At 38.2% G+C, this 12,811-nt stretch carries 11 protein-coding genes; 6 read left to right on the forward strand and 5 right to left on the reverse strand.

The annotated features are described in order from the left end of the window. The first annotated feature begins 172 nt into the window (after positions 1-172). The gene (locus CFK40_RS20470; protein ID WP_089534201.1) at positions 173-1,162 is read left to right on the forward strand and encodes a D-alanyl-D-alanine carboxypeptidase family protein; all 990 of its coding nucleotides are present in this window, start codon (positions 173-175) and stop codon (positions 1,160-1,162) included. A 340-nt stretch (positions 1,163-1,502) separates the two neighbouring features. Here CFK40_RS20470 and CFK40_RS20475 read toward each other — a convergent pair whose 3' ends face one another. Continuing rightward, positions 1,503-2,033 carry an HD domain-containing protein gene (locus CFK40_RS20475; RefSeq protein WP_089534202.1) on the reverse strand — a complete coding sequence of 177 codons (531 nt, stop codon included), beginning with the start codon at positions 2,031-2,033 and terminating at the stop codon, positions 1,503-1,505. Between the two features lie 232 nt (positions 2,034-2,265). Between CFK40_RS20475 and CFK40_RS20480 the strand changes: the two genes are divergently transcribed. From CFK40_RS20480 to CFK40_RS20490, 3 genes are read left to right on the forward strand one after another with little or no spacing between them, the layout of a single operon-like run. Next, positions 2,266-3,018, forward strand: a complete 753-nt coding sequence (locus tag CFK40_RS20480) for a DeoR/GlpR family DNA-binding transcription regulator (protein ID WP_089534203.1) — start codon at positions 2,266-2,268, stop codon at positions 3,016-3,018. Next, positions 3,015-3,944: a 1-phosphofructokinase gene (gene pfkB, locus CFK40_RS20485; protein WP_089534204.1), complete on the forward strand. Its 930-nt coding sequence runs from the start codon at positions 3,015-3,017 to the stop codon at positions 3,942-3,944. Before CFK40_RS20480 ends, pfkB begins: the two co-directional genes overlap by 4 nt. Continuing rightward, entirely contained in the window at positions 3,945-5,846 is a 1,902-nt protein-coding gene (locus CFK40_RS20490; RefSeq protein WP_089534205.1) for a PTS fructose transporter subunit IIABC, read from the forward strand. 118 nt (positions 5,847-5,964) lie between these two features. On the opposite strand, the gene CFK40_RS21055 is transcribed toward CFK40_RS20490, so the two are convergent. From CFK40_RS21055 to abc-f, 3 genes are all read right to left on the reverse strand, one after another. Then, complete coding sequence (locus CFK40_RS21055) at positions 5,965-6,105, reverse strand: hypothetical protein (protein ID WP_161493915.1); 141 nt, start codon at positions 6,103-6,105, stop codon at positions 5,965-5,967. A gap of 46 nt (positions 6,106-6,151) precedes the next feature. After that, positions 6,152-6,604 carry a DUF2269 family protein gene (locus tag CFK40_RS20495; RefSeq protein ID WP_089534206.1) on the reverse strand — a complete coding sequence of 151 codons (453 nt, stop codon included), beginning with the start codon at positions 6,602-6,604 and terminating at the stop codon, positions 6,152-6,154. Between the two features lie 93 nt (positions 6,605-6,697). Next, a complete protein-coding gene (gene abc-f, locus CFK40_RS20500) occupies positions 6,698-8,497 on the reverse strand; it encodes a ribosomal protection-like ABC-F family protein (RefSeq protein WP_089534207.1) in 1,800 nt (599 codons plus the stop codon). A gap of 489 nt (positions 8,498-8,986) precedes the next feature. Here abc-f and CFK40_RS20505 point away from each other — a divergent pair, with 489 nt between their 5' ends. Beyond that, positions 8,987-10,648 (forward strand): peptide ABC transporter substrate-binding protein, encoded by a 1,662-nt coding sequence (locus CFK40_RS20505; RefSeq protein ID WP_089534208.1) that lies wholly within the window; start codon positions 8,987-8,989, stop codon positions 10,646-10,648. 164 nt (positions 10,649-10,812) lie between these two features. Here CFK40_RS20505 and CFK40_RS20510 read toward each other — a convergent pair whose 3' ends face one another. Further along, a complete protein-coding gene (locus CFK40_RS20510; RefSeq protein ID WP_089534209.1) occupies positions 10,813-11,856 on the reverse strand; it encodes a PTS sugar transporter subunit IIC in 1,044 nt (347 codons plus the stop codon). A gap of 288 nt (positions 11,857-12,144) precedes the next feature. On the opposite strand from CFK40_RS20510, the gene CFK40_RS20515 reads away from it, so the two are divergent. Then, a complete protein-coding gene (locus CFK40_RS20515) occupies positions 12,145-12,705 on the forward strand; it encodes a nitroreductase family protein (protein ID WP_089534210.1) in 561 nt (186 codons plus the stop codon). Positions 12,706-12,811 lie beyond the last annotated feature (106 nt).

The raw sequence follows: 12,811 nt of genomic DNA on the forward strand, positions 1-12,811 counted from the left end.
CAGTGCGGAAAGAACGAAAACTCCCACTGAATGAAATTTCACTTTATAAGAAAATCTGCTATCTAGCAAACAATCACACTTGGAAACTGATTCGAAAAATCTCGTGATGTGACACGTCTACACATGGTATACTTGTAGATGTTGTTATAAATTCAAGGGAGCGTTACGCTAGATGAAGAGAAAATTACTATCAATCATTTTACTACTATCGGTTTTATGCCTATTTACAGCATGCACAGAACCAACTACCGCTAATCACTCTGGTTCAAAGGATACTACTATCGAACCAAAAAACGACAGTGAGTTGCCTGCATCTACCTTAAAAAGTGGTGATAGTGGTGAAGACGTAAAAGAACTTCAGGCAGCCTTAGTAAAAATTGGATATGAGATTTCTGTAACTGGAAATTTTGATAACGAAACGACAGAAGCATTGAAAGATTTTCAAGCTCAACAAGTAAAACTTCCAGCTTCAGGCGAATATAATCAAGCGACAATGAAATGGTTGAAAAAAGCATTAGATGGGGAATTTGCAGTTGAACCAGGGAAAGGAAGTGTTCCTATTTCTAATCCAGAAGAAACAGTTATTGTAGATGATCCTTCAGACACATTAGTACTTGTTAACAAAAGTCATGCATTGCCAAACGACTATATTCCGGATGATTTGATTGCGCCAAACGTTCGTTTTCCGTTTACACAAGATTTACCGAAGCGATATATGCGGGAAGAAGCGGCCCATGCGTTAGAGGATTTGTTCAAGGCATCAGACAAAGCAGGATTAGACCTATTTGCCCAATCTGGCTATCGTTCCTACAACACACAGGAATCCATTTTTGCATCATATGTAGCAAAAGATGGTGAAGATGCAGCAAACAAATATAGTGCTAGACCTGGCGAAAGCGAGCATCAAACTGGATTAACGATGGATGTAACTAGCCCTGAAATTAATTTTAATCTAAATACAAATTTCGCCAAAACCGAAGAAGGAAAATGGGTGAAAGCCCATGCGCATGAATACGGATTTATCATTCGTTATCCGAAAGGCAAAGAATCTATTACAAAATACCAATATGAGCCATGGCACCTGCGCTATGTTGGAAAAGAAGTAGCAACTGTTATTCATGAAAAAGATATTACACTAGAAAAATATCTTGGTGCACTATAAGAGGTTGTTCAAAAAGTCACCAAATGATAAACGGCGAATTTCTTCGTTGCTCAATTTTTCCGGTCCTCACGTATTAAAAGCATAGAGGAACTTCTACTAAAACCGTCCACGTCCTGTGGACAACGTAGAAGTCAGCACATCCTGTGCAAGTCCGGTCCTCAAAATATTCGCGCCTTGAACTTCTTGTTTCTAATTTGCCGCCTTTTTGAACACGCACTATAAGAAGAATGTAAAGATCCGGTAGCTTCGGGTCTTTTTTTGCGCTTACTAAGAACAACAAAAATAAGCTTCATTTATTAGTAAATGAGCTTACTCCTTCCATTTATAGTAGGAATCCCTATTATATAATTTTATTAAATTGTTCATTTTCCTTCATAATCTTTCTATCCAAACTGCGAATTCGTTTTATTGCTTCACTATCTTCAATGGTGCGATAGTGGTGTTTGCCTCCCGATTCTTCATCTGATTCGTCCGCGAGTGACACAACGTATTGCAACGGTTTTAAATTCAAGTGGCCTTCAGGCAAATAAGAATCTGTGTGTAGTAAGATTGCCACTGCTATTTCTTTCGCAGCATGCCGATCTTCACCAATTCGAATCAAAAGTTTGTGTGCTCGACTTGCTCCTTTGATCGCATGAATATCATTTTCACGATATAGCTCATAATCCCATTCCCCATCACGGTACCAGGTATAATGACCAACATCATGAAGCAATGCAGCCTTTACTGCAAGGTCAGGGTCCACATCGTTCTTTTTGGCAAATTCAAAAGCATACTCTGCAACTTTAATCGCATGCGCCATTCCTGACCGCTTCAAATATTTTTGTGTGATTGGATGGATAAATATTTCCTCAAGGGTTACTTTCTTCATGTAAGTCTCCTCCTCTCTTATGTAGTCTCTATCCTATTCCGAAAAAAATATATTGTTAAATACAATAGCACGATGATACCTGTTTTGCAATACATAATTACCTCATTATTCTTTTTTCAAACATGGTAATAGGATTTATGATTACTTTTGAACGAAAATGAATGATTATGATTGATTTATGCAACCGTTTCCTTTATACTATTCTAAAGTAAGGAATGAGGGTGATCCAACGATGCTTACAAATGAACGGCATTCTATTATTTTAAAGCTTTTGGATGAAAAACAAACGATAACAACACAGGATATTCACGAAGTTACTACCGCATCAGAATCAACGATACGCCGTGATCTTACGGACCTAGAAAAACAGCATAAACTACAACGTATCCATGGTGGCGCAACGCTAACCGAGAAAAAACTGCAAGAATACAGTATTGCAGAGAAATCAACCAGAAACCTCCAAGAAAAACAATTAATCGCAAAGCTAGCTGCCGAGTCCATCCAAGAAGAAGATTGTATTTTTCTTGATGCAGGTACGACAACATTGCAACTAATTCCTTATTTAAAAAATAAACAAGTTGTGGTTGTCACCAATGGTCTAACACATGTCGATTTGTTAATGGAACAAGGCATTACAACCTATTTGACTGGTGGCTATGTCAAACAAAAAACAAGCGCATTAATTGGACAACAAGCTATTCACTCCCTAGAGAATTATCGCTTTGACAAATGCTTTCTTGGTGTAAATGGGTTCCACATAGATTTCGGGTATACTACACCTGACCCAGAAGAGGCCAACCTTAAACAAACAGCTAGTTCACTCGCTAAGGAAACCTTTGTTTTAGCTGATCAGACCAAATTAAACAAGGTAAGTTTTGCAAAAATATGTGATCTATCTAAAGCGACATTACTTACGGGAACTTTACCAAAAAAGGACTTTGAAGCCTTTTCAAATAAAACAACTATTGAGGTGGTAAAACCATGATATATACCTGCACCATCACACCATCGATTGATTATACGGTCTATTTACCATCGTTTCATCTTGGGAAATTAAATCGTACAGAGGAAGTTTATTATTTCCCAGGTGGTAAAGGAATCAATGTTTCACGGGTGTTAAATCGTTTAAACGTAGGGAGTATAGCACTTGGCTTTGCAGGTGGATTTACCGGCCAATTCATTCAAGAGTTTTTACAGGATGAAGGTGTCCAAACGAATTTTATTGAAACGAAAGAACCAACACGCATCAATGTGAAAATTAAAGCTAATGACGAATCTGAGTTAAATGGGCCAGGTCCAACTACGACACATGAACAACGCAAAGAATTGCTAGTAAAAGTAGAGAAGCTTGAATCGAATGATTGGTTTGTTTTAGCAGGAAGCTTACCAGATACCATTCCAGACGCATTCTATCAGGCTATAGCAAGACTTTGTTATAAGAAAGATGTCCGATTTGTGCTCGATACATCGGGAAGTGCTTTAAAACAATTAATAGATACGAAAGCCTTTTTAGTCAAACCTAACCAACATGAACTGGGCGACTTATTTGATACAACCATTGCAACGAAAAAAGAAGCTATTTATTATGCAAAAAAACTGGTTAGACGAGGTATTAAGCATGTCATTGTATCAATGGGTGGTAATGGAGCTATTTTAGTAACGGAAGATGAAGTTTTACTAGCGGAAGCCCCAAAAGGCCAGGTCATAAATACAGTCGGTGCTGGCGATTCCCTTGTGTCAGGATTCATTGCTGCGTACGTTAAAAAAACCGATGTTAAGGAAGCATTCCGTTACGGTATTGCCAGTGGTAGTGCCACCGCATTCCGTACCGATTTATGTGAACAAAAGGATGTTGAGGCACTAGTTTCGAAAGTTACACTGTACCCTTACGAAGAAGAGGATGTGATCTAAATGAAAATCACCGAATTATTAGGTCAGGATACAATTATTCTTGATTTACAAGCCCAATCCAAAAAAGATGCCTTGAACGAACTAGCAAACAAATTGGATGAAGCAGGAAAACTTAATGACAAGCAATCATTTATTACTGATATTTTTAGTCGCGAGGAACAAAGCACAACTGGCATCGGTGAAAGCATTGCTATTCCGCATGCAAAGTCCGCCGCAGTAAAAGTTCCAGCAATCGCATTTGGTCGTTCAGAATCAGGAATCGATTTTGACTCATTGGATGGGCAACCAGCACATTTATTTTTCATGATTGCCGCTAGTGACGGAGCGAATAATGCTCATTTGGAAGCATTATCTCGTTTATCTACCTTTTTAATGGATGAAAAGTTCCGGGAGAAAATATATCAAGCGGTGTCGATTGAAGAAGTGTTAGAGGCAGTAAATCAAAAAGAAATCGAAGTTGATAAACCCGAAGAAACGGAAGAACCTAAGTCATCTAAAGTTCTTGCTGTAACAGCTTGTCCAACAGGAATTGCTCATACGTATATGGCCGCTGAAAAGCTAAATGAAACTGCAAAAGAGATGGGTATCGCGATTAAAGTAGAAACGAACGGCTCTAGTGGTGTGAAAAACCGTTTAACTGCTGAAGAAATTTCCGAGGCTGATTCCATTATTGTTGCAGCTGACACGAAGGTTGAAATGGCACGCTTTGCAGGGAAACATGTCATTCAAACAGGTGTAGGAAAAGCGATTCATGAAACTACAGAGTTGTTGAATAAGGCAGTAAATCAAGATGCACCTATTTATAAATCTAGCGAATCAGAGTCAAGTTCTGGAGAAAAGGAGTCGCGGAATGGATTCTATAAACACCTAATGAGCGGGGTTTCAAACATGCTTCCATTTGTTGTTGGTGGTGGAATTTTAATTGCGCTATCGTTTTTCTGGGGGATTGAATCAAGTAACCCCGAAAGCGATCAATACAATGCATTTGCTGCCATGCTGAACACAATTGGCGGTGGAAAAGCATTCTTCCTAATGGTTCCGGTCTTAGCGGGATTCATTGCATCTAGTATAGCCGATCGACCTGGGTTTGCTCCTGGTATGGTTGGTGGTCTAATCGCTGTCACGGTTACGGGAGCTGAAGGAGCTGGCGGTGGTTCAGGTTTCCTTGGTGGTTTAATTGCTGGTTTCTTAGCTGGTTATGTAACCTTGCTCGTAAAAAAAGCATTTGCAGGATTACCAGATTCACTTGAAGGGTTAAGACCAGTTTTATTTTACCCGTTATTTAGTATCGCCATTACTGGATTGATCATGATGCTGATTAATCCACCATTAACTACCATATACACAGGGCTTTCCACATTTTTAGAAAGTATGGGTGGAACGAACCAAGTATTGTTAGGGCTGATTTTAGGTGCAATGATGGCATTTGATCTAGGTGGGCCAGTCAATAAGGCGGCGTATACATTTGGTATTGCTACGCTTGATGCAGGAAACTATTCAATTATTGCGACTGTAATGGCTGCTGGAATGGTGCCGCCATTAGGTATGGCACTTGCAACATCGCTGTTTAAAAATCGTTTTACCAAGCAAGAACGCGAAGCTGGAAAAACAGCTTACGCGCTCGGTGCATGTTTTATTACAGAGGGGGTTATTCCCTTAGCAGCAGCCGACCCAGCTCGCGTTATTCCGTCAGTAATGGCAGGAGCCGCAGTGACAGGAGGACTAACGATGTTCTTCGATATTGCATTACGAGCACCACATGGTGGAATATTCGTCATCGGTCTGGTAGATGGCGGGATTGGGAAAATTTTACTGTACATTCTTGCCATTATTATTGGAACTATTGTTGCTGCATTAGCGGCAGGTCTATTAAAAAGGGACCTGACCAAACAGAATGCTTAAGTACTGTAGTTTAAAAAGAGATTTCCGATTTAACTAAGTAGTTCACTTACCGTTGAGAAAATATCAAATCAACTAACAAATAGCAGATAGTTTTAATAACAACATCAAATTCACCAGTTTAATGTCCTTCATCGGCTTGATGAAGGACTTTTCTTCTGCGATCCCGGGCTCTTTCAACCTTCATTGGCTTTTTATACATTGTTATGCCAACGAAAATAACACACCAATGAATTTGATATGTTATCTCACTTGTTTTCAATTCTTCTCCTCCATAAGTGAACTACTTACCCATTTTAACGTGTTCACTAAAACGGCTTTGTTATCATCAATGCTATCACAATTAAAAGGATTGCATTTTCAATTCGTTCAAAGAAAAACAACTTTTTCCCCAATTCATAATATGTTTCAGGAATTTCATCTCCAGTATGACTTTCCAATAAAGCTTTAATTGGTTTGAATCTTGGTGATAAAACGGTTGGTCCGAGAGCTAAGGCAATTAAAAACAGAATCAAGCTAGTAACGTACCACCCTGCTTGAAATAGTATTGGATTCAAGGCCCCCATCAACAGCCCTGTAATAAGCAAGAGTGATCCACCTACCATCACGAAAATATGTAGTCGCATACGGATCAAATAAGCATAGCGCAACTCACTCATATTCCTGGCGTTAGAAACAATATAAATCATTACAAAACCAGGGCCTATCCCAATTACTGCAGAAAAAGTATGAATAAGTACAAGAAACGAATAAAGCGTCATGGATTACCCTCCATATAACCTAGTTGTATAGTTTAATCATACACTAATTAGATAAATGAAGGGCAGCAACATTCCATGCATTGCTTGAGCATCTTATCTAAGGTCAGCTAATTTCTGTTTTATTTCACGAATCTCCTCAAGTATCTTACTTTGCTCGTCTTCACTTTTCACCTCTTCCTTTACCATTAATTGTGTCAACCTTAACTCTAATTCTTTAACATCCGTTTCATTATTTGACTTCCCCTTAGAAAAGTCTTCTATAAATTCCTCATATGATCCTTGATAATCAACCCACTGATTATCTCCTAGCTGGATTACTCGTTTCGCAATTTCCCCTACAAAAAACCGGTCATGGGAAACAACAATTAGCGCTCCAGGATATCCCCATAAGACCTCTTCTATCACCTCTTTTGTGGCCACGTCCAGGAAATTAGCCGGTTCATCAAGTACTAATAAATTTGCGTTACTGTAATATAAATTTAAAAAAGCAACACGACATTTTTCTCCCATACTCAGGTTTTTAATCTTTTTGAAAACGTCATCACGGGAAAATAGAAAGCAACCCAAAATAGTTCGTGCTTCTGTTTGTGTCATGTCAGGGAGTTCTAGCATGCTATCAAGCAATGTTTTATTTTCATCCAAATTATCAAGCTCTTGAGCAAAATAACCAATCTTTGTTTGCGGATTTAATCTAACCTCTCCTTTATCGGGGACCAGGTTACCTGTTATCAACTTTAGTAAAGTTGACTTACCCGTACCATTTGCTCCAATAACAGCAAGCTTATCACCACGACAAACGGACATTGTTCGATTAATAAATAACGGCTTTTCATCCTTAAAGCCAAATGAGATCTTTTCAAGATGAACCAGACGCTTTGCTGAAAACGTACTACCCTCAAGCTTTACATTTAATTGATTAGTTTCTCTAGGCCGATCAACTCGCTGCTTTTCCAACCGCTCCAATTCTTTTTCCTTTGCTTTGAAGCGTGACACATTTTTCTTTGCTTTTGAGCGAGCAAAATCATCTTGTCCTGCAGCATTATGGGCTTGTTGGAACCATTTCTGGTAATTACGAATCGTTTGTTCTAAAGCAGCCCGCTTCTGTTTCTGCTTTTGATAAAGGGCCTCTTGCGTTCGTTGTTCTAACTCTTTTTGTTTTCGGTACTCACTGTAGCCACCAACAAAACGTTCCGATGAACCGCTCGTTAATTCATACAGCGCATGAGCTGTTTTATCCAGGAAGTATCTGTCATGGGATACATACAAAACAGCGCCAGTGTATGACTGCATCCATGATTCTAGCCATTCGATCGTCGCTTGATCCAAGTGATTCGTTGGTTCATCCATGATGATACATTCTGGTTTTTGCATTAGAATTCGCGCTAACTGGGCTCGTGTTTTTTCACCACCACTTAACTGACTAAAATTCGTTTGCCACGTTCGTTCAAGCAGGTTTACTTCCTTTAAACACTTTTCTACATCTGATTCTAGATTATAGCCATCTGCAGCTAAAAACTTACCGTAAACAGTATTATATCGCTCTAGTCGTTCTGCATCCTCATCATTTATTTGTTGCTGCAAAATTTCTAATTCCTTTTTTAATCGAATTCGTTCCTTATCACCCGATTGAACAAATTCAAAGGTAGTTATTTCTGAATCAATTAATGGGTCCTGTTCCAACATTCCCCATCTATCTAACGAGATGAAACGCTGTACAGTACCTGTATCAAATGAAATCCTTCCTAATAATCCATTTAAAAGGGTTGTTTTCCCTACTCCATTTCGTCCAAATAATGCTAAATGTTCACCTTTCTTTAATTCCAAATCTATATTTTCAAATAATGTTTCTCCATTCCAATCTTTTTGTAATCCTTTTGCTTTAAATAGAAACATATACATACCTCCATAAGAAAAAAGTCCATTAAAAAATCATAGGTAGCTGCCTATGAAATGGGTATGATTGCAAATATGGATAGACGTACGTTCAGAAAATTAACTCACGTAAAAAGGCTATCCATAAAAAAGTACACACGTATCCCATTCGTTTCATGTAGACAGAAACCTCGTTTGATTTTTTTCAAACATAATTGGATAAACGTGTTTTTACTTCATTGTCAGATAAGCCCTCCACTTCTTTATTTCTTTTATCATACGCAGATTCATTTAATAAGTCAAATGACTTTTCAGATTATTGCTTCCCTTTTAACTCTAGCAGCCAGTTACATTTTTTATTAGGGTTGTACAAAAAGACTTACCCTATTAAAGGTTTTGTATAGTTATTAGAAATTAAAAATTCTTTGCAATATTACCAAAGTCGGGTTATACTATTTTATAAGTTTTGGTGTGATTTTTCAGAAAAATAGTTTACGGGGGGTCTAGTAAGTGAAGCTAAAAAATTGGGCATTATTGTTAGTATTTGGCCTATTACTTAGTGTTTTGGTAGCTTGTAGTGGGGAAACTGAAGAAGCAGAAGGAACAAAGGAAGAATCAGCTGCAAAAGAGGAAAAAGTATTAAGTTTTACGAATCCGGAAACAATTCCATCGATGGATCCTTCGCTTGCAACAGATGAATCATCATTTATATATTTAGCAGCTACAACGGAAGGTCTGTACCGTTTGGATGAAAATGCACAACCTGTTGACGGAATTGCGACAGACCATACGGTAAGTGAAGATGGACTTACATGGACGTTTACGTTACGAGAAGATGCAGTCTGGGAAAATGGTGAACCTGTAACTGCCCATGACTTTGTTTATGCATGGCAACGTGCAGTTGATCCTGATACAGGTTCCGAATACGGTCCATATATGATGAATAACGTTATTAAAAATGCAACTGCTGTAAGTTCAGGAGAAGTTCCAGTTGAAGAACTTGGGGTTACTGCAAAAGACGATTATACATTAGTTGTAGAGCTTGAGAATCCAACGCCATATTTTGAATCATTAACTACTTTTGGTACATTCTTACCATTAAATCAAGCATTTGTTGAAGAACAAGGAGATAGCTTTGCTACGAGTTCTGATACATTACTCTCAAATGGACCATATACGATAGAAAATTGGGAAAGCACTAGTAGCTCATGGGATCTTGTTAAAAATAAGGATTATTGGGATGCGGAAACGGTCCAAATGGACAAATTAACTTTTGAAGTTGTAAAAGATGCACAAACTGCAGTCAGTTTATATGAATCAGGTAAAGTTGCTCGAGTAGATTTAACTTCAGACCTTGTTGATAAATATAAGTCGAATCAAGACTATGTCGTTACACCTGATACATTTGTTTATTTCATGAAATTCAATCAGGAAGCTAACGAAGCTCTTGCAAACACAAATATACGTGCCGCAATTAGTAGGGCTTTTGATAAAGAAGCGTTAGTTAACGAAATACTTAATAATGGATCACTTGTTGCAAACGGGCTTGTTCCAGCTAACTTCACTCCAATGCCTGAAACTGGAGAAGATTTCCGAGAAGTTAGTGGAGATCTTGTAACTTACGATTTAGCAGCAGCTCAAGAATTCTGGAAAAAAGGTTTAGAAGAACTTGGGACAGATACAGTGGAACTTGAGTTATTAACAGATGATGATGCAACAACTAAAACAATGGTTGAATATATCGCAAACCAGCTTTCAACTAATCTACCAGGATTAACGGTTTCAATAAAACAAGTACCGAAAGAACAACGTCTTGATTTAGATACAAGCATGGATTATGAATTACAAATTTCCAGATGGGGTCCAGATTTCCTTGATCCGTTCACATTTATGAATCTTTGGACAACAAAAAGCGGAAACAACTTTATGGGCTATTCAAATCCAGAATATGATAAATTAGTTAAAGAAACAGCAACAAAATTAGCTATGGATAATGTAGCACGCTATCAAAATTTCTTAGAAGCTGAGGAAATTCTATTTGAAGATGCAGCAATAGCACCTATTTTCCAAAGTTCACGAGCACAACTGGTTTCTCCTAAAATTAAAGGTGTCCATGTGAACCCATTTGGAGCAACATATGAATATAAATGGGCAAATGTTGGTTCGGAGTAATCTACTACGAGTCGATAGATGCTATCAAACAAGCTACTAAATTGCTTGAAAAGAAAGAAGGCTCTTGGTTAAACCAAGAGCCTTCTTTTTTAATTCTTTTGATTGCAGAAGCTAGCTTTTTCAATAAACAAAACAGCTACCCATTGGATAACTGTTCCTTAGATTTATTCATACGTAATTTTCATATCTCCAGGCTTGATCCAGCCCTTTTTTCGGAAATATGCTGCTATTAATAAACTGATAAATGCAGGTGCAATAATATGCAGGATTAACACTGCCCAGAACACATCTAAGGTGAAGCCCATGGTTTCGAAGGTCATAATTTGGCCCACTAACCCACTCGTTCCCATTCCTGCTCCAAGTGCATTGTTTTCCATTTCAAGCCACACTGTTGCGAACGGTGCTAAAACAATCCCCGCAATTGTTGGCGGAATGATAAGAATTGGCTTTTTTAAAATGTTTGCTACTTGCAGCATGGAAGTGCCAATCCCCTGAGCAAAAAATCCACCAAGTCCATTATCTCGATAACTAATAACCGCAAAGCCAATCATTTGTGCTGCACATCCAATCGTTGCTGCACCTGCTGCAAGCCCGTCTAGGGATAGCATGATGGAAATCGCTAAACTAGAAATCGGTGCTGTCAGTGCCCAGCCCATCAACACAGCTACAAGAATTCCCATAATAAACGGCTGTTGAGCAGTCGACCAATTGATCACCTCGCCGAACCAAATCATAAATGTATTGATTGGTGGGCCAATGAAAGTTCCAGTCAAAAAACCTGCCAATATGGTAACAAATGGGGTCACAATAATATCGACCCGTGTTTCTTTATATACTAGTTTACCAAACTCAGTAGCAAATAAAGCCGCAACATAGCTACCTACTGGGCCACCTAGTTCTGCCCCGAATGCCCCACCAAATAATGCAGAAAGTAAAACGAGTGGTGGTGCTTTTAATCCATAAGCAATGGCTACCCCGATGGCACCACCCATTATTTTTGTTTCCATGGCATACGCACCCATACTGATAAGTGCAGTTTCGATATCTTGTGGAAACCATGAGAACTGCCCTAACTGTTCACCCATCGTTTTTATAATTAAGCCAATTATTAATGATGAAAAAAGTCCTAATGCCATATAACTTAACGCGGTTATCACATATTCTTTCCAAGATAAGGTAATCCCTTTACGTTGTAAAAATGCTTTCACGCTTACACCTCCTTTATTTGTGAAACAATTCACATGTTTGACTTATAGTTACTAATTCACTTGTCTTTCTATTATTACGTGATTCTTTTTTCATAGCAAGTATTTTCTGAAAAAAATTCACCATTTATCTTGTTCTGTACAAAGTTCCTTGAATATAGTATATCTTTTTTCAGTACAAAAAATATTTCCATTGCTTTATGTGCTCCAATTCGTTACAATTTAATTGATAATAATTATCAGTCGCTTGGCATACTATGTATATAATAAAGGTCCTAGGGGGATAAACAAATGGAAAAGATAAAACAACTTACCGACCTTGCGAAACTAATACGCGCACGGCGTTCTGTGAAAAAGGGATATAATGATAAAACCGTAGAAAAAGAAACTGTATTAGAACTGTTAGATAGTGCAGTATGGGCACCTACACACGGAATGCGACAACCATGGCGCTTCCTATTTGTTGGAGCAGATCAAAAAGAATCATTTGCTAAAAAAGTGGCTGCTACTTACCCCGAGGAGAAACAAGAAAATCGAGAAGCATATCTTAATGAGCCTAGTGCACTCCTTATAGTAATCATGGATGTACCAGACAATCAAAAGCAATACGATGAGAATTTTGGTGCTACCGCTTCGATGATTCATAACTTCCAATTACTCGCATGGGAACAACAGCTTGGTGTCGTATGGAAAACCAATCCACATATCTATGACCCTGTTGTAAAATCCATTCTAGACGTCCAAGATGATGAAAAAATTGTTGGATTTATCCATATGGGGTATTTTGATGAGGCTCCTATGGAAAAACCGCGAAAATCAGTAGAAGATAAATTCACTACATTTGAAGGTTAACTATTAAGACACTAGCCAACTAGAGGCTGGTGTCTTTTCTTATGAGACAAATCGTTTATCGGCGTTATAAACTCTTATCCCAGGATTGCAACACTCATTACTATAT

This window comes from Virgibacillus necropolis (genome assembly GCF_002224365.1).
GTDB classification, from domain to species: Bacteria; Bacillota; Bacilli; order Bacillales; family Amphibacillaceae; genus Virgibacillus_F; species Virgibacillus_F necropolis.

Coding starts and splice junctions, on each gene's coding strand:
- abc-f (WP_089534207.1), bottom strand. CDS start 8,497: ATGTTTCTATTTAAAGCAAAAGGATTACAAAAAGATTGGAATGGAGAA.
- CFK40_RS20475 (WP_089534202.1), bottom strand. CDS start 2,033: ATGAAGAAAGTAACCCTTGAGGAAATATTTATCCATCCAATCACACAA.
- CFK40_RS20490 (WP_089534205.1), top strand. CDS start 3,945: ATGAAAATCACCGAATTATTAGGTCAGGATACAATTATTCTTGATTTA.
- CFK40_RS20495 (WP_089534206.1), bottom strand. CDS start 6,604: ATGACGCTTTATTCGTTTCTTGTACTTATTCATACTTTTTCTGCAGTA.
- CFK40_RS20470 (WP_089534201.1), top strand. CDS start 173: ATGAAGAGAAAATTACTATCAATCATTTTACTACTATCGGTTTTATGC.
- CFK40_RS20480 (WP_089534203.1), top strand. CDS start 2,266: ATGCTTACAAATGAACGGCATTCTATTATTTTAAAGCTTTTGGATGAA.
- pfkB (WP_089534204.1), top strand. CDS start 3,015: ATGATATATACCTGCACCATCACACCATCGATTGATTATACGGTCTAT.
- CFK40_RS20515 (WP_089534210.1), top strand. CDS start 12,145: ATGGAAAAGATAAAACAACTTACCGACCTTGCGAAACTAATACGCGCA.